The sequence below is a fragment of the Micromonospora sp. WMMD987 genome (assembly GCF_029581435.1).
In the GTDB taxonomy this organism is placed as follows: Bacteria; Actinomycetota; Actinomycetes; order Mycobacteriales; family Micromonosporaceae; genus Micromonospora; species Micromonospora rifamycinica.
The window spans coordinates 4,790,508-4,806,624 of sequence record NZ_CP120861.1; the positions used below are offsets into that span (position 1 = coordinate 4,790,508).

14 protein-coding genes are annotated in these 16,117 nt (G+C 72.1%); 5 read left to right on the forward strand and 9 right to left on the reverse strand.

The features are described 5' to 3' along the window. Positions 1 to 119: 119 nt before the first annotated feature. From dnaE to O7612_RS20125, 4 genes are all read right to left on the reverse strand, one after another. On the reverse strand, positions 120 to 3,650 hold the full coding sequence (dnaE, locus tag O7612_RS20110; protein WP_282266489.1) for a DNA polymerase III subunit alpha: 3,531 nt from the start codon (positions 3,648 to 3,650) through the stop codon (positions 120 to 122). Between the two features lie 233 nt (positions 3,651 to 3,883). Continuing rightward, positions 3,884 to 5,155 carry a M6 family metalloprotease domain-containing protein gene (locus O7612_RS20115; RefSeq protein ID WP_282266491.1) on the reverse strand — a complete coding sequence of 424 codons (1,272 nt, stop codon included), beginning with the start codon at positions 5,153 to 5,155 and terminating at the stop codon, positions 3,884 to 3,886. A gap of 262 nt (positions 5,156 to 5,417) precedes the next feature. Then, a complete protein-coding gene (locus O7612_RS20120) occupies positions 5,418 to 7,001 on the reverse strand; it encodes an MDR family MFS transporter (RefSeq protein WP_282266493.1) in 1,584 nt (527 codons plus the stop codon). Then, a complete protein-coding gene (locus O7612_RS20125) occupies positions 6,998 to 7,687 on the reverse strand; it encodes a TetR family transcriptional regulator (RefSeq protein ID WP_282266495.1) in 690 nt (229 codons plus the stop codon). The genes O7612_RS20120 and O7612_RS20125 overlap by 4 nt, the downstream gene beginning before the upstream one ends. A 183-nt stretch (positions 7,688 to 7,870) precedes the next feature. Here O7612_RS20125 and O7612_RS20130 point away from each other — a divergent pair, with 183 nt between their 5' ends. Next, the gene (locus O7612_RS20130; protein ID WP_282266497.1) at positions 7,871 to 8,410 is read left to right on the forward strand and encodes an RNA polymerase sigma factor; all 540 of its coding nucleotides are present in this window, start codon (positions 7,871 to 7,873) and stop codon (positions 8,408 to 8,410) included. A 91-nt stretch (positions 8,411 to 8,501) separates the two neighbouring features. After that, a complete protein-coding gene (locus O7612_RS20135; RefSeq protein ID WP_282266499.1) occupies positions 8,502 to 9,053 on the forward strand; it encodes a hypothetical protein in 552 nt (183 codons plus the stop codon). Here the strand turns inward: O7612_RS20135 and O7612_RS20140 are convergent. Further along, positions 9,050 to 10,615, reverse strand: coding sequence for a protein kinase (locus tag O7612_RS20140; protein ID WP_282266501.1), 1,566 nt, complete (start codon positions 10,613 to 10,615; stop codon positions 9,050 to 9,052). The genes O7612_RS20135 and O7612_RS20140 overlap by 4 nt on opposite strands. Positions 10,616 to 10,759: 144 nt before the next feature. Here O7612_RS20140 and O7612_RS20145 point away from each other — a divergent pair, with 144 nt between their 5' ends. From O7612_RS20145 to O7612_RS20155, 3 genes are all read left to right on the forward strand, one after another. Continuing rightward, positions 10,760 to 11,347, forward strand: a complete 588-nt coding sequence (locus tag O7612_RS20145; protein WP_282266503.1) for a hypothetical protein — start codon at positions 10,760 to 10,762, stop codon at positions 11,345 to 11,347. A gap of 119 nt (positions 11,348 to 11,466) precedes the next feature. Further along, on the forward strand, positions 11,467 to 11,808 hold the full coding sequence (locus tag O7612_RS20150; RefSeq protein ID WP_282266505.1) for a PadR family transcriptional regulator: 342 nt from the start codon (positions 11,467 to 11,469) through the stop codon (positions 11,806 to 11,808). Then, the gene (locus tag O7612_RS20155; protein WP_282266508.1) at positions 11,805 to 12,767 is read left to right on the forward strand and encodes a permease prefix domain 1-containing protein; all 963 of its coding nucleotides are present in this window, start codon (positions 11,805 to 11,807) and stop codon (positions 12,765 to 12,767) included. The genes O7612_RS20150 and O7612_RS20155 overlap by 4 nt, the downstream gene beginning before the upstream one ends. Before the next feature lie 108 nt (positions 12,768 to 12,875). Here O7612_RS20155 and O7612_RS20160 read toward each other — a convergent pair whose 3' ends face one another. The 4 genes from O7612_RS20160 to O7612_RS20175 all read right to left on the reverse strand — a co-directional run bounded on the left by O7612_RS20160 (position 12,876) and on the right by O7612_RS20175 (position 16,117). Continuing rightward, positions 12,876 to 13,628 (reverse strand): YebC/PmpR family DNA-binding transcriptional regulator, encoded by a 753-nt coding sequence (locus O7612_RS20160; protein ID WP_282266511.1) that lies wholly within the window; start codon positions 13,626 to 13,628, stop codon positions 12,876 to 12,878. A gap of 303 nt (positions 13,629 to 13,931) precedes the next feature. Further along, complete coding sequence (gene pdxT, locus O7612_RS20165) at positions 13,932 to 14,537, reverse strand: pyridoxal 5'-phosphate synthase glutaminase subunit PdxT (RefSeq protein ID WP_282266514.1); 606 nt, start codon at positions 14,535 to 14,537, stop codon at positions 13,932 to 13,934. A gap of 28 nt (positions 14,538 to 14,565) precedes the next feature. After that, positions 14,566 to 15,483 carry a pyridoxal 5'-phosphate synthase lyase subunit PdxS gene (gene pdxS, locus O7612_RS20170; RefSeq protein ID WP_282266516.1) on the reverse strand — a complete coding sequence of 306 codons (918 nt, stop codon included), beginning with the start codon at positions 15,481 to 15,483 and terminating at the stop codon, positions 14,566 to 14,568. A 130-nt stretch (positions 15,484 to 15,613) separates the two neighbouring features. Further along, entirely contained in the window at positions 15,614 to 16,117 is a 504-nt protein-coding gene (locus O7612_RS20175; RefSeq protein WP_282273968.1) for a hypothetical protein, read from the reverse strand.

A 16,117-nucleotide genomic window follows, 5' to 3' on the forward strand; every position in this document is an offset into this window, starting at 1 on the left:
CTGCTGACGCGCTGGCCGCTCGATCCTTGTTGTGGTGGCATCCACACCGGGGGAAGCCACCACAACAAGGATCGAGCACGATCTTGCAGCCCACCGACGTCAGCCGGCCGGCGGGCGGGTCAGCTGACGTTGGCGGGGCCGAGGACGCTCTTCAGGTCGCCCATCAGCGCGGTGGTGGCGGCCACCCGGAACGGGCCGAGCCGCAGAGTGGTCACCTTCCCGCCGTTGAGCAGCTTGACGTGCACCTCGGTGTCGCCCGGGTGCAGCACCAGGGTCTCCTTGAGCCGTTCCACCAGCGGTGGGGTGCAGCGGTGCACCGGAATGGTCAGCGTCACCGGCTTGCTCCCGGGGGTGCTGGTGACGTCCGGCATGGACATGTCCATCGCCATGATCCGGGGGGTGTCGTCGCGCCGGTCCACCCGGCCCTTGACCACCACGATCGCGTCCTCGGCGATGTACTGGCCGATCACCTCGTAGGTGTTCGGGAAGAACAGCGTCTCCACCCCGCCGGCCAGGTCCTCCAGCGCGGCCGACGCCCAGGCCCGGCCCTGCTTGGTGACCCGGCGCTGGACGCCGGAGAGGATGCCGGCCAGGGTGACCACCGCCCCGTCGGGCACCGTGCCCTCCTCCGAGAGCGCGGCGATGGTGGTGTCGGCCGCCGCGCCGAGCACGTGCTCCAGACCGAACAGCGGGTGGTCGGAGACGTAGAGGCCGAGCATCTCGCGTTCGAAGGCGAGCTTGTCCCGCTTGTCCCACTCGGCGTCGCCGATGGTCGGCATCACGGTGGTGCTGCCGGTGTCGGCGTCACCGAAGCCGGCCCCGAACAGGTCGTACTGGCCGACGGCCTCCTTGCGCTTGACGTCGGCGAAGGCGTCGATGGCGTCGGCGTGCACGGCGAGCAGCCCCTTGCGGGTGTGGTCGAGGGAGTCGAAGGCACCCGCCTTGATCAGGGATTCGATGGTCTTCTTGTTGCAGACCACCGCGTCGACCTTGGAGAGGAAGTCGTAGAAGTCGGCGTACTCGCCCTTCTCGTCGCGGCACCGCATGATCGCGGCGACCACGTTCGCCCCGACGTTGCGCACCGCGGCCAGACCGAACCGGATGTCCTTGCCGACCGGGGTGAACGGGCCGGCGGAGGTGTTCACGTCCGGCGGCAGCACCTGGATCCGCATCCGGCGGCACTCCGACAGGTAGAGCGCCATCTTGTCCTTGTCGTCGCCGACGGAGGTGAGCAGCGCCGCCATGTACTCGGCCGGGTAGTGCGCCTTGAGGTACGCCGTCCAGTACGACACCAGCCCGTACGCCGCGGAGTGCGCCTTGTTGAAGGCGTACCCGGCGAACGGCACCAGGACGTCCCACACGGCCTGGATCGCGGCGTCGGAGTAGCCGCGTTCGCGGCAGCCGTCCCGGAACGGGATGAACTCCTTGTCGAGGATCTCCTTCTTCTTCTTGCCCATCGCCCGGCGCAGCAGGTCGGCCTGGCCGAGGGTGTAGCCGGCGAGGATCTGCGCGGCGCGCTGCACCTGCTCCTGGTAGACGATCAGGCCGTGGGTGGGGGCGAGGATCTCCCGCAGCGGTTCCTCCAGCTCCGGGTGGATCGGGGTGATCTCCTGGAGGCCGTTCTTGCGCAGCGCGTAGTTGGTGTGCGAGTCGACGCCCATCGGGCCGGGCCGGTAGAGCGCCAGCACCGCCGAGATGTCCTCGAAGTTGTCCGGCTTCATCAGCCGCAGCAGCGAGCGCATCGGCCCGCCGTCGAGCTGGAACACCCCGAGGGTGTCGCCCCGGGCGAGCAGTTCGTAGGCGGGCTTGTCGTCCAGCGGCAGGGCCAGCAGGTCGAGTTCCCGGCCGTGGTTGAGCTGGATGTTCTTGACCGCGTCGTCGATGATCGTCAGGTTGCGCAGGCCGAGGAAGTCCATCTTCAACAGCCCGAGCGACTCGCAGGTCGGGTAGTCGAACTGGGTGATGATCGCCCCGTCGGCGTCCCGGCGCATCAGCGGGATGTGCTCGATGATCGGCTCGGCCGACATGATCACCCCGGCGGCGTGCACCCCGGTCTGCCGGATCAGCCCCTCGATGCCCCGGGCGGTGTCGATCACCTTGCGGACGTCCGGGTCGGACTCGTAGAGGCCGCGGATCTCGCCGGCCTCGGCGTAGCGGGGGTGCTTGGGGTCGAAGATGCCGGTGAGCGGGATGTCCTTGCCCATCACCGCCGGGGGCATCGCCTTGGTGATCCGGTCACCGACCGCGTACGGGAAGCCGAGGACCCGGGCCGAGTCCTTGATCGCGGCCTTCGCCTTGATCGTGCCGAAGGTGGCGATCTGGGCGACCTTGTCCTCGCCCCACTTGTCGGTGACGTACTTGATCACCTCACCGCGCCGACGCTCGTCGAAGTCGATGTCGACGTCCGGCATCGAGACCCGCTCGGGGTTGAGGAACCGCTCGAAGATCAGCCCGTGCGGGATCGGGTCCAGGTCGGTGATGCCCAGCGCGTACGCCACCAGCGAACCGGCCGCCGACCCACGCCCCGGGCCGACCGCGATGCCCTGGCTCTTGGCCCACTGGATGAAGTCGGCCACCACCAGGAAGTACGACGGGAAGCCCATCTGGTTGATGACGCCCAGCTCGTACTCGGCCTGCACCACGTGCCCCTCGGGGATGCCCCCGGGATAGCGGTGGGCCAGCCCCTTGAAGGTCTCCTTGCGGAACCAGGACTCCTCGGTCTCCCCCTCGGGAACCGGGAACCGCGGCATCAGGTTGTGGAACTCGAACATCCCGCTCGGGTCGACCTTCTCGGCCACCAGCAGGGTGTTGCGGCAGCCCTGCTGCCAGAACTCCGAGGAGTCGACCGCCCGCATCTGGTCGGCGGACTTGACGAAGTAGCCGCCGCCCTCGAAGCGGAAGCGATTGGGGTCGGCGACGTTGCTGCCGGTCTGCACGCAGAGCAGCACGTCGTGCGCCTCGGCCTGCGCCTCGTGGGTGTAGTGCGAGTCGTTGGTGACCACCGGCGGGATGTCCAGCTTGCGGGCGATGGTGATCAGATCCTCACGGACCCGCTGCTCGATGGAGAGCCCGTGGTCCATGATCTCCAGGAAGTAGTTCTCCTTGCCGAAGATGTCCTGGTAGGCGGCGGCGACCTTGAGCGCCTCGTCGAACTGGCCCAGCCGCAGCCGGGTCTGCACCGCGCCGGACGGGCAGCCGGTGGTGGCCATGATGCCCTCGGCGTGCTCGGCGATCAGCTCCATGTCCATCCGGGGCCACTTGACGTAGTGCCCCTCCATGGACGCCCGGGAGTTGAGGGTGAAGAGGTTCTTCAGGCCCTGCGCGTTGCGCGCCCACATGGTCTTGTGGGTGATCGCGCCGTTACCGGAGACGTCGTCGCTCTTCTGCTCGGGGCGACCCCACTTCACCCGCGCCTTGTGGTAGCGCGACTCCGGCGCCACGTACGCCTCGACGCCGAGGATCGGGGTGACACCGGCCGCCATCGCCTGCTTGTAGAAGTCGTTCGCGCCGTGCATGTTGCCGTGGTCGGTGATCGCCACCGCCGGCATCCCCAGCCGGTTGGCCTCGGCGAAGAGGTCCTTCAGCCGGGCCGCTCCGTCGAGCATCGAGTACTCGGTGTGCACGTGCAGATGCGCGAACGAATCGCCCATGCGTGGCGTCCCCCCGGATCGGATCATGGGTCACGAGATCAGGCCGGTCCACGATAGCGCCGCCCGGCGGAGCCACCGCACCCGCCGCGCGGACACCTCCACGCGGAGGTCGTACGGCCCCGCCCGCCGTACACCGACGGTCACTGAACGGTTCCGCGAGCCCACCGCCGACGCGGACGGGGGTGCCCCCGTCCGGCCGGACGGGGGCACCCCCGCGACGTCCACCGACGCGATCAGACGACGGTGACGGAGACCTCACGGTTGTTCCCGGGGGTGGCGGTCAGTTGCACGGTCACCCCGCCGTAGGTGACAGTGTGGCCGATCGTGGTGAGGGTGGCGTTGACCAGCGCCTTCTCCTCAGCGCTGCACGTGGTGACGTCCGAGCCGGGGGTGCGGTCGACCACCTCGACCGGGAAGGGCCCGCCGATGGGGGGAACGTTCCCGCCGGACCAGGCGCCGCCGCTGAACACCGCGGTGGTCACCCGGTAGACCAGCACTCCGGCCTGGAAGCAGCCCGACGCCACGTCGAGCGTACTGACCTGCCGGTTCTCCACCACCACGGCGGTGTTCCCGCCGGTGTGGACGACCACCGCCTTGGTGCCACCGGCCGTACCCAGGGGGGTCAGGACCGTCGAGGCGCTCCCCGTCGTGGTCCGGCAGTCGATCTGGGAGTCGGTGAGCCAGCCCGCCTTCCACTTGTGCCAGGCGAACAGGTCGGGAGCGCTGGCGGAGATGAGGCCCATCAGGTCCCAGCCGCCCACCGCCCGGTGGATGCTGTCGGCGTTGTTGTACGAGTAGAGGTCCGGCAGCCCGAAGAGGTGCCCGGTCTCGTGGTTGAGGATCTTGAAGCCCCAGTAGTCGACATCCTGACCGAAGGTGACGGCGTGGCGCAGTTCAACCCCGTCGGCGGTCACCCCGTCACCGGGGGCGGCGATCCAGGTCGGCGAGATGTCGAAGGTCGACGCGGACTTCGGCGGCACCACGTAGACGATCTGGTAGGAGCTGAAGTCGATCGCGGCGTTCGCGGCGGCCACCGCGGCGGCCACGTACGACCGCTGGGTGGTGAAGCTCGACTTGTAGCCGGCGAAGTTGCCGTGGGGCTGCAGGATGTGCCGCCACGCGGTGTCGAAGGTCAACTGGAGGTTCAGCGCGCCGTACGAGGCCTGCGTGAAGACGTTCGGGGCGGCGCTGAACATGCTGGTCCGGCCAGCCAGCTCCCCGGCGACCGGGGCCGCGTTGGTGAAGTCCACGAACAGCACGATGCCCCGGACGGTGCCGCTCGGCGGCAGCCAGGTGGCGTAGTTGGTCGGCCCCTCGTGCTGCCACCCGGTCGCCGGGGTGGGCAACTGGCAGGGGCTGACCAGTGTCGACCGGGCCGGCCCCGCCGCCGCCGGCCCCTCGGCCGGTGCCGCGGCCGGTGCCGCCGTCGCCGGCAGCGCCGGAGCGACCAGCGCACCGGCCATCACCACCGCGAGAGCCGCCCTTACCCGGACACTCACTGACATTCACGTCCTCCTCTGTGAGCCTGTCGAGCCGGCTGAGGAAACGTCCGTCACCCATTGACGATGATTCCTCACGCCCGAACAGGGCCGATCCTGCCAAGGTGCTCACCAGGCTCACATCGGTAGAAAATACGTAGACTTCCGCATCGGCGCGGCGACCGTGGTGGGTACCGGCGGAGGTGTCCGACGCCACGGCCGCTCCCCCGCCGCTCCACGACGACGCCTCCCGGGCCGCAGACCGGACCCGGGAGGCGTCGCGCCGGCTTCAGTGCACCGCGGTCAGGGCCGCCGACTCCTGCGCGGCCCGTTCGTCGCCACTGGTCTCGTGCAGCGGCTTCTCCCGGACGAAGAGGACCGCGACCAGGGCGAGGAAGGCGATCGGCGCACCGACGAGGAACAGCTCCGCGGTGGCCGTGGCGTACGCGTCCCGGACGACCGCCAGGACCGGGGCGGGCAGCGCGGCGAGATCGGGCACCTCGGTGGTGCCGCCGCCGGTGGTGCCGGCGGCCGGGCCGAGCCGCTCGGTCAGCAGGCCGGTGACCCGGTTGGCCAGCACCGCGCCGAGGGCGCTGACCCCGATCGCGCCGCCCATGCTGCGGAAGAACGTCAGCACCGAGGTGGCCGCGCCCAGCTCGTGGGCGGGCACGTCGTTCTGCGCGGCCAGGACCAGGTTCTGCATGAGCATGCCCACCCCGGTGCCGAGCACCGCCATGTAGAGCGAGAGCAGCGGTACGCCGGTGTCCGCGTCGACGGTGCTCAGCAGCAGCATGCCCACCGTCATCACGGCCGCCCCGGCCACCAGGTAGGCCTTCCACCTGCCGTACCGGGTGATGAGCTGGCCGGCGACGGTGGAGGAGACCAGCAGACCGAGGATCATCGGCAGGCTCATCAGGCCGGCGACGGTGGGCGACTTGCCCAGCGAGGTCTGGAAGTACTGCGACAGGAAGACCGTGCCGCCGAAGAGGGCCACCCCGACCAGCACGCTGGCGACCGTGGTCAGCGTGACGGTGCGGCTGCGGAAGATCCGCAACGGGATGATCGGCTCGGGGACCTTCGACTCGACCCAGACCGCCAGCGCCAGCAGCACCAGCCCGCCGACCACCATCAGCGCGGTCCAGCCCGAGGCCCAGGCGAACCGGTGTCCGGCCAGCGAGGACCAGACCAGCAGGGTGGAGACACCGGCGGTGATCAGCAGCGCGCCCCACCAGTCGATGCGCGTCTTGCGGCGGACCACCGGCAGGTGCAGGGTGCGTTGCAGCAGGGCGATCGAGATGAGGCTGAACGGCACGCCGATCAGGAAACACCAGCGCCAGCCCAGCCAGGAGGTGTCGACCAGGACGCCGCCGATCAGCGGACCGGCGATGGTGCCGACGCCGAAGACCGCGCCGAAGACACCGGCGTACCGGCCCAGCTCGCGGGGCGGGATCATGGCCGCCATCACGATCAGCGCCAGGGCGGTCATCCCCCCGGCGCCGACGCCCTGCACGATCCGGCTGACCAGGAGGACCTCCACGGTGCGGGAGAGCCCGGCGATCAGCGAGCCGAGCACGAACAGGCCGAGCGAGAGCTGGATCAGCAGCTTCTTGCTGTAGAGGTCGGCCATCTTGCCCCACAGCGGCACGGTGGCGGTCATCGCCAGCAACTCGGTGGTGACGATCCAGGTGTAGACGGTCTGGCTGCCGTTGAGTTCGGCGATGATGCGCGGCAGCGCGTTCGCCACCACCGTCGAGGCGAGGATCGCCACGAACATGCCGACCATCAGACCGGAGAGGGCCTGGAGGACCTCCCGGTGGGACATCCGGCCGGGAGCCGCCCCGGGCGGATCGATCGACTCGGCAGTTGCGGTCATGGGCGTTTCCTCACAGGAGTGTGCGGACCACCCGACGCGGTCGCGTCGGGCCGGTCGATGGTGGGATCGGTGGCCCCGCCGGCTCGGGGGTCGGGCAGCCCGGCGGCGACGGCGGCGAACGCCTCGTCGAGCAGGTCGGCCAGCGGACGGGATCCGCCGCCGGTGGCCCAGCGGACCATCGCGGTCCGCAACGCGGCACCGGTGACCGCCACCACGAGGGCCGGATAGCCGTCGTCGGGCGCGTGTCCGGTACGCGCCGCGAGCGCCTCGACCATGGCCTGCTCGGTCGCCGCGTTACCGGAGACCAGCCGGGCCAGCAGCACCGGGTACCGCATCACCACCTGCATGCGCAGCAGCCACGACGCGGCGTCGCCCTCCACGTCGGCGACGACCCCGGCCAGGGCCAGCCGGATCGCCGACAGCGCCGGGACCGCCGCGGGTACCTCGGCCAGTGCCCGCAACACCCGTTCCCGGTCCCCCTCGGTGTCGCCGACCAGCGCGTCGTCCTTGCTGGCGAAGTAGTTGAAGAAGGTCCGCGCGGAGACGTCCACCGCCGCGCTGATCTCCTCGACGGTGACCTGGTCCAACCCCCGCTCGGCGACCAGCCGCAGCGCGGCGGCGGCCAACGCGGCGCGGGTCTGTCGCTTCTTGCGGGTCCGCCGCCCGGCCCCCTCGGCACTGGTCACGGTCGGAGCCTAGGAACAAAAGTGCACTGTCTGCAAACTTGCACGATGTGACATGAGCCTCGGTCGCCGGGAGCCCGGCCGCAGCGCACTGGCAGGCCACGGTCGGCTGGCCGACTCGACGACGGGTACGCCCGCCCGGTGGCATAGCCTCGACGGCACACACCACGGCGGTCGGGGGCCGGCATGCTCCGCACGGACGACATCGATGGTCTGGCCCGCGCTGCCGCCCGGGGCGAGCCGGGCGCGCTCGACGCGCTCCTGACCGCGGTACGCCCCGAGGTGCTGCGGCTCTGCGGCCGGCTGCTGCCGCACCGGGAGGACGCCGAGGAGGCCTGCCAGGACGCTCTGCTCGCGGTCGCCCGGGGCATCGGACGCTTCGAGGGCAGGTCGTCGTTCCACACCTGGCTGTACCGGATCACCGCGAACCGAGCCCGCTCCACCTACCGGGCGCTGCGTCGACGCTGGCAGCTCGAGGCCGACGGCGTGCCGTTGCCCGACCCGCCCGACCCGCAGCGGACCAGCGTGGTCGCCGGCACCCGACTCGACCTGCTCGACGCACTCGACGCGGTCCGCCCCGAGGCCGCCGAGGCGTTGACCCTGCGTGACCTGCTCGGGCTCTCCTACCGGGAGATCGCCACCCTGCTGGACGTGCCGGAGGGCACCGTGAAGTCCCGGGTCCACCTGGCCCGCCGGCAGGTCCGCCAACGGCTGACCGGTGACTGAGCAACCCGGCCCCGGCCGGCGGTCGGCCGGTGACCGGGCGGCCCCGGCCCGGCCGGCGACCGGGCGGCCCCACCGGGACCGGGGTTGGCCGGTGACTGAGCTACCCCGGCCCGGCCGGAGGCTGGCGGTCCTGCTGGCGCTCGTACCGGTGACGGCGTGTGGGCCGACCCCGGTGGCCCCGCTGCCGGTGCGTCCACCGGACCCGACGGTCGCCCCGGCGACGGCCTCCCCGACGGCGACCGTCCCGGCCGCGCCGCCCACGACCGGCCCGGCCGCGACCACCGTGGACGCGTTGCCGTCCCGGCCCCCGGCACCGCCGCCGACCACGCCCGCCCGGACCCCGGGCCACACCCGCCCACCGTCGACGAGCCCCCGGCCGAGCGCCTGCCTCGGCCCGGTCCGCTACGACCTGGTGCTCGCCGACACCGAGCTGGCGTTGCTCAGGTCGCTCTGCCTGAGCGTCGGCGGGGTGCTCCGGATCCAGGGCATCGGCCCCGGCGAGGTCGGGGTGGACCGGGAGGACCTGGTCTCCCGCCACTACGAGGCCGGGGTGGTGGACATCCGGTTCGTCCAGCCCGGCACGGTCCGGGTCACCATCCCGCAGGACGGCACCACGTACCCGGTCACCGTGGTGGTGGTCTAACCACCCGAGGGGGTCACCCGCACCCCGGCCAGCAGCGTGTCGACGAAGTCCGGCCCGCTGCCCGGGGGCGGGACGACCTGCACGTAGAGCAGGCCCGCGGGACCGGCGCGGGCGGCGGCCTCGACCAGCACCGGACGGCCCACCGGGCAGGCGTAGCCGGCGACCACCCAGTCCACCCCGGACTGTCGGGTCCGGCGCACGGGTGCGGCCACGCAGTCGGCGTGCGGGCGCTGCGCGACGAACTCCACCGGGGTGGTCCGCCGGCCCAGGCTGGCGGAGAGGCCGACGAACGCTCCGGGCACCATCGGGTCGGCCGCCCACCGGCCGGGATCGGGCGACACAACCAGCGCCGGTTCGAGTCGTCCCCGCTCGTCGTAGCGGCCGGCCCAGCCCGTCCCGACCGCCCGCCAGCCCGCCGGCAGGGCGACGCTCACCGGCCCGCTGCGGCCCCGACCACCGTCGGTCGCCGGGCGGGCCGCGTCGCCCCCCGTGCCGCCCAACGCGACGAGGGTCAGCGCACCGGCCCCGACCAGACCGAGCAGGCGTCCCGGCCCGCGCCGTGGTCGCGGCGCCCCCGCCACCCGGTCCGCCCGGCCGGTGGGATCGGCCCGCCCGGCCCACTCGCCAGCCTCGGCCCGTTCGGCGGGTTCGGTCCGCTCGGCAGCTTCGGCCCGCTCTGGAGGTACGGCCGGCCCGGCAGGTTCGACCCGTTCGGCAGGTTCGACCCGGCCGGTGCGGGGGGTTTCGTCGGCGGGATGCGGCGTCCCCGGCGGGCCGTCCTCCGACCGGGACGGATCGCCGGACGACCGGGTGGCCCGGTGCAGCGCGGCCCGGAAGGCGTCCGCGTCGGGGTAGCGGTCGGCGGGCCGGCGCGCGGTGGCCCGCCGCAGCACCGCCGCCACCGGTGCGGGCACCCCGGTCGCGGGCAGCCGCTGCCCGGGGCCGCCGAGCAGCCGCAGGCCGAGCCGGCCCAGCCCGAACACGTCGCTGCGGGTGTCCACCACGGCCAGCGGGTCGTCCTGTTCGGGGGCCATGTAGCCGGGGGTGCCGGCACGGGCGGTCAGCCCGGAGGCGGCGGCGAGCGCCTTGGCCAGCCCCAGGTCGGCGATGACCACCCGGTCGCCCTCGCCCGACGAGGCGAAGAGCACGTTGCCCGGGGTGAGGTCGCGGTGCACCACCCGCTGCCGGTGCAGGACGGCGACACCGGCGGCGATCTCGTCGAGCAGCACCAGGGCCTCCGGAACCGGCAGCGGTCCGTCGGGCAGCCGGTCCCGCAGGCTGCCACCGTCGGCGAGGGCCAGCACCGCGTACGGTCGACCGTCGGGCAGTTCACCGACCGCGTGCACCCGGACCAGCCGGGGATGGTCGAGTCGTCGCAGCAGCCGGGCCTCGTCCCGGAAGCGTTCCCGTACCCGCAGGTCGTGGCTCCAGTTCTCGGCCAGCACCTTGATCGCCACCCGGGAGTCGAGGGCCGGATCGTGACCGAGCCAGACGGTCGCGAAGGAGCCCGCGCCGAGCAGTCGCTCGATCCGGTAGGAGCCGATCCACGGCGGAGTGCTCATCGTCCCGCCCACACCGCACGGTAACCGGCGGCGACGGGTCGCGTCGGCCACCGGGGCCGGGACCGGTCGGAAAACCGACGAACGGATCCCGGCCGGGCGGAGACCAACAGGACGACAGACCCGTACCACCGAAGGAGTTGCGTCATGCCTCGTCTCCCCGCCACCCTGCTGGCCAGCGTGCTGGCCCTCGCCATCGTCGCGCCGGCCGGTCCGGCCGCCGCCCACCGGGGCGACGCCGGTGTCCGGCCCGGCTCCACGGTGGACCTCCGCCCGGACCGCCCGGATCTCGGCACCGACCTGCTCAGCGTCCGGGGCGCGGGGCCGTTCCGGATCGGGGCCTCGTTGACCCGGCTCACCTCGGCCGGGCTGATCGACTGGACGGCCGTCGGGTGCGACGGCGTGGTCGATGCCGGTGTCACCGGTGAGTGGGCCGGGGTCATCCTGGTGTCGTTCCGCGACGGACGGCTGGTCGAGGTGGGCACCGCCACCGCCCCGCCGCGCTCGCCGGCCGGCGCGGCCGTCGGTATGACCTTCGCCGAGCTGGAGGAGATCTACGGCCCGCGGGGTGCCCTGATCCACAACGACGCCGGGGACGCCACGGCGTACCTGGTCCGGTTCGGCCGCCGGGTCGAGCTGTTCACCGGGCACCCGATCCGGGCGGGTGTCGGCTACTTCCAGGTCGGGCTGGCGGATCACGTCGAGCGGGCCTTCCGGCAGGGCCGCTCCTGCTGACCGGTCCCCGGGAGGAACCGGGGCGTCGGGGTTTCCCGACGCCCCGGTTCGCATGGTGGCACCAACCACAGTGATGTTCTGTTAGACATTAGTGTGTGCCACACAGTATGGTGTGAAGCATGGTTAGCGAGGAGGTCCTCCGGACCCATCTTCAGGAACTTCGCCGCGGCACGGTGGTGGTGGCCAGCCTGGTCGCGCTGCGCCGGCCCGGTTACGGCTACGCGTTGCTGCAACAGCTCACCGGCCACGGCTTCCCGGTCGACGCCAACACCCTCTATCCCCTGCTCCGACGGCTGGAAGAGCAGGGCCTGCTGACCAGCGAGTGGAACACCGAGGAGAGCCGGCCGCGCAAGTTCTACCGCACCAGCACCGACGGGGAGACGGTCCTGGCCCGCCTGCTCGACGACCTCACCGCCGTACAGACCTCCGTGACCGGGCTGATCGAAGGAGCCGACCGATGAACACCCTGACCGACCGCTATCTCGCGGCCACCCTGCGGACGGTTCCGGCAGCCCGGCGGGAGGAGATCGCCACCGAACTGCGCACCGCCATCGAGGACATGATCGACGACCGGGTCGGCGGCGGGCAGGACGGCGCCACCGCCGAACGCGAGGTGCTCACCGAACTGGGCCATCCGGAACGCCTGGCCGCCCGGTACGCCGACCGTCGGCTCCAGCTCATCGGCCCCACCTACTACCTGACCTGGCAGCAGGTGCTCCGCCGGCTGCTGATCACCATCCCCGGCATCGTCGGCGTGATCGTCGGGGTGGTCCAGGCCACCGTCGCCGACGACCCGACCGGGGCGATCGGAGCGGGCATCAGCGCGGCCTTCCAGGCGGCGGTGCAGATCGCCTTCTGGGTGACCCTGAGCTTCGCCATCCTGGAGCGCACCAACACCTCGCTCCCGCTGCCCGAGTGGAACGTCGACCAACTGCCGGAAACACCGGCGGAGCGGGACATCCGGCTCCCCGACACCTGCGCCTCGGTGGCGATGGTCCTGTTCACCCTGGCTTTCCTGCCCTGGCAGCACTTCCGGTCCTGGGTCCGGGACACCGACGGGGAACGCATCCCGCTGCTCGACCCCGCGCTGTGGACGTCCTGGCTGCCGGTGCTGGCCGCCGTCCTGCTGGCCGGGCTGGTGCTGGAGGTGGTCAAGTACCGCACCGGCCGGTGGACCTGGCCGCTCGTCGTGGCCAACGCCCTGCTCGACCTGGCCTTCACCGTGCCGCTGATCTGGCTGGTGCTCACCGACCGGCTGCTCAACCCGGAACTGGTCGACCGGTTCGGCTGGCTGCGCGACGGCGACGGCCTGGGCGTCACCGGCCGGATCACGGTCGTGGTCATCGCGGCGATCACCCTGTGGGACCTGGCGGACAGTGCGCTGAAGGCCCGCCGGAGCGCCGCCCGGACCAGCGGCTGAGCCCCGGCCCCGCTCCGGCGCACACGGGGACGCCGGACCGGGACACCGCACCGCCCGCGGGGACTCCCGCCGGACGACACGTCGTCCGGCGGGAGTCCGACGCACCGGTCAGGCGTCCACCGCCGTCATCACCTCGTCCGAGACGTCGAAGTTCGCGTAGACGTTCTGCACGTCGTCGCAGTCCTCCAACACGTCGATCAGCTTGAAGACCTTGCGGGCGCCGTCCTCGTCGAGGGGCACGTTGACGCTGGGGATCAGGGAGGACTCGGCCGACTCGTACTCGATCCCGGCCTCCTGCAGAGCGGTACGGACACCGATCAGGTCGGCCGGCTCGGAGACCACCTCGTACGCCTCACCGAGGTCGTTGACCTCCTCGGCCCCGGCGTCGAGGACCGCCATCATCACGTCGTCCTCGGTGGTGTCGGCCTTCGGGACGATCACCACCCCCTTGCGGGAGAACATGTACGACACCGAGCCGGCGTCGGCGAGCGAGCCACCGTTGCGGGTCAACGCGGTACGCACCTCGGTGGCGGCCCGGTTGCGGTTGTCGGTCAGGCACTCGATCAGCATGGCCACGCCGTTCGGGCCGTACCCCTCGTACATGATGGTCTGCCAGTCGGCGCCGCCGGCCTCCAGGCCCGAGCCGCGCTTGACCGCCCGGTCGATGTTGTCGTTCGGGACCGAACTCTTCTTGGCCTTCTGGATGGCGTCGAAGAGGGTCGGGTTGCCCGCCGGGTCACCGCCACCGGTCCGCGCCGCGACCTCGACATTCTTGATCAGCTTGGCGAACATCTTGCCGCGCTTGGCGTCGATGACGGCCTTCTTGTGCTTGGTGGTCGCCCACTTTGAGTGGCCGGACATCTCGTACCTCCGTCTGTTGACTCACGCCTCGCGTCGACTGGCCGCGCCGGCTCCAGGCCGGGACCGGCCGCACTGGAGGGCCGCGACGGGCGGTGCCCGCGCCGAACCGCGGCAATCCTACCGAGAGCACCGACCCCACCGTCACACCCGGCACGTCGGACGCACGGACCTGTCCGGCGAATCGTCACCATTCGCCCGTTCCGCCGGCCGGACCGGCGCTCACCGGCCCCGGTCCCCGGCCGGGATCCGCCCCCGGTCGTGCGATCCGGGGGCGGAAACCGACGTCAGGGTGGGGACGGAGGCTCAGCGGGCGGCCCCGACCAGGTCGGCGAAGTAGCGGTGCAGGCGCAGGTCCCCGGTCAGCTCCGGGTGGAAGGAGGTGGCCAGCAGGTTGCCCTGGCGGACGGCGACGATCCGGTCGACGGCCGGGCCACCGGTGACCCGGCCCAGCACCTCGACGCCCGCCCCGACCCGCTCGACCCAGGGTGCCCGGATGAAGACGGCGTGCAACGGCCCGCCGTCGATCCCGGTGATCCCCACCGGGGCCTCGAACGAGTCGACCTGCCGACCGAACGCGTTCCGTCGCACGGTCATCGCGATACCGGCGAAGCCCCGCTGGTCGGGACGGCCGTCCAGCACCTCGGCCGCCAACATGATCATCCCGGCGCAGGACCCGTAGACCGGCATCCCGTCGGCGATCCGCTTGTCGATCGGCCCGCGCAGCCCGAAGACGTCCACCAGCCTGCTCATGGTGGTGGACTCCCCACCGGGGATGACCAGCCCGTCGACCGCGTCCAGCTCGGTCGACCGGCGTACCGGACGGGCCTCCGCGCCGACCCCGGCCAGGGCGGCGACGTGCTCCCGGACGTCCCCCTGGAGGGCGAGCACCCCGATCACCGGTCCGCGCACGGCCCCTCCCCCCGCCCCGGCCAACGGATCACCAGCCGCGCTCGGCCAGCCGGTGCGGCTGGGGGATCTCGTCGACGTTGATGCCGACCATCGCCTCACGCAATCCCCGGGACACCTTGGCCAGCACGTCCGGGTCGTCGTGGAAGGTGGTGGCCTTGACGATCGCGGCGGCCCGCTGGGCCGGGTTGCCGGACTTGAAGATGCCGGAGCCGACGAAGACCCCCTCCGCGCCAAGCTGCATCATCATCGCGGCGTCGGCCGGGGTGGCGATGCCGCCTGCGGTGAACAGCACCACCGGCAGCTTGCCCGTCTCGGCGACCTCCCGGACCAGCTCGTACGGGGCCTGCAACTCCTTCGCCGCGACGAACAGCTCGTCGGCCGGCAGGGAGCTGAGCCGGGCGATCTCCTGCCGGATCCTCCGCATGTGCATGGTGGCGTTGGAGACGTCGCCGGTGCCCGCCTCGCCCTTGGACCGGATCATGGCGGCACCCTCGGTGATCCGGCGCAGCGCCTCACCCAGGTTGGTCGCCCCGCACACGAAGGGGACGGTGAACGCCCACTTGTCGATGTGGTTGGCGTAGTCGGCCGGGGTCAGCACCTCGGACTCGTCGACGTAGTCGACGCCGAGCGACTGGAGGACCTGCGCCTCGACGAAGTGACCGATCCGGGCCTTGGCCATCACCGGGATGGAGACGGCCGCGATGATCCCGTCGATCATGTCGGGGTCGCTCATCCGGGAGACCCCGCCCTGGGCGCGGATGTCGGCCGGCACCCGCTCCAGCGCCATCACGGCCACCGCGCCGGCGTCCTCGGCGATCCTGGCCTGCTCGGCGGTGACCACGTCCATGATCACGCCACCCTTGAGCATCTCGGCCATGCCACGCTTCACGCGGGCGGTGCCCCAGACGTGGGTGGCGTCGGCGTTCGGGGAGGGCGTTTCGGGCATGGTCCATCACTCCTCGGACGTGCTCGGGGGTCGACTGCGGCTGATGCTATGACGGCGCGGACGCCGCTCCGACAGCCAATCGGCCCCACGGTGGACTGCCCTGTGGCCCCGGTCACCCCGTGCCCCTGACTCAGCCTGTCGGCACGTCGGCGGGCAGCGCCAGGGTGGGATCGTCGATGTCGAAGTAACGCGGCCAGGGGTGGCGGCGACCCATCCGGCACAGTCGCACCAGTGGCCGGCTCCGCGCGGCACGGGCGTCCCGGACCAGGTCGGTGTGCACCTGCCGGGACAGGGCCAGCCGTCGGCTCGCCGCGATGACCGCCCCGCAGGCGGGATCGGCCGGGTCGAGCCGGACCGCCCGCAGTTGCCGGGTGAGGTCGTTCTCGGCCGCCTCCCGCTCCTCGGGGACCGCGTCCAGGGCGATCCGCGCCGCCGCGTACAACTCGACGCCGTAGCGCTTCTCGGCCAGCACCGCGGCGGCGGCGGCCCGGCGCAGCAGATGGGCGTCGAGCGCCCGGGCGGCCGCCGCCGCACGGGTCTGCAACCGCTCCACCCGACCGGCCGTCCAGACCAGGTAGACCCCGGTCAGCCCGGCCACGACCACCGCGGCCAGCACCGCCCACAGGTGCGGCAT

Excerpts from the sequence above, each read along its gene's own strand:
- dnaE (WP_282266489.1), bottom strand. The coding sequence starts at position 3,650 with ATGGGCGATTCGTTCGCGCATCTGCACGTGCACACCGAGTACTCGATG.
- O7612_RS20120 (WP_282266493.1), bottom strand. The coding sequence starts at position 7,001 with ATGACCGCAACTGCCGAGTCGATCGATCCGCCCGGGGCGGCTCCCGGC.
- O7612_RS20150 (WP_282266505.1), top strand. The coding sequence starts at position 11,467 with ATGGTTAGCGAGGAGGTCCTCCGGACCCATCTTCAGGAACTTCGCCGC.
- O7612_RS20155 (WP_282266508.1), top strand. The coding sequence starts at position 11,805 with ATGAACACCCTGACCGACCGCTATCTCGCGGCCACCCTGCGGACGGTT.
- O7612_RS20140 (WP_282266501.1), bottom strand. The coding sequence starts at position 10,615 with ATGAGCACTCCGCCGTGGATCGGCTCCTACCGGATCGAGCGACTGCTC.
- O7612_RS20130 (WP_282266497.1), top strand. The coding sequence starts at position 7,871 with ATGCTCCGCACGGACGACATCGATGGTCTGGCCCGCGCTGCCGCCCGG.
- O7612_RS20115 (WP_282266491.1), bottom strand. The coding sequence starts at position 5,155 with ATGTCAGTGAGTGTCCGGGTAAGGGCGGCTCTCGCGGTGGTGATGGCC.
- O7612_RS20160 (WP_282266511.1), bottom strand. The coding sequence starts at position 13,628 with ATGTCCGGCCACTCAAAGTGGGCGACCACCAAGCACAAGAAGGCCGTC.
- O7612_RS20145 (WP_282266503.1), top strand. The coding sequence starts at position 10,760 with ATGCCTCGTCTCCCCGCCACCCTGCTGGCCAGCGTGCTGGCCCTCGCC.
- pdxS (WP_282266516.1), bottom strand. The coding sequence starts at position 15,483 with ATGCCCGAAACGCCCTCCCCGAACGCCGACGCCACCCACGTCTGGGGC.
- O7612_RS20175 (WP_282273968.1), bottom strand. The coding sequence starts at position 16,117 with ATGCCGCACCTGTGGGCGGTGCTGGCCGCGGTGGTCGTGGCCGGGCTG.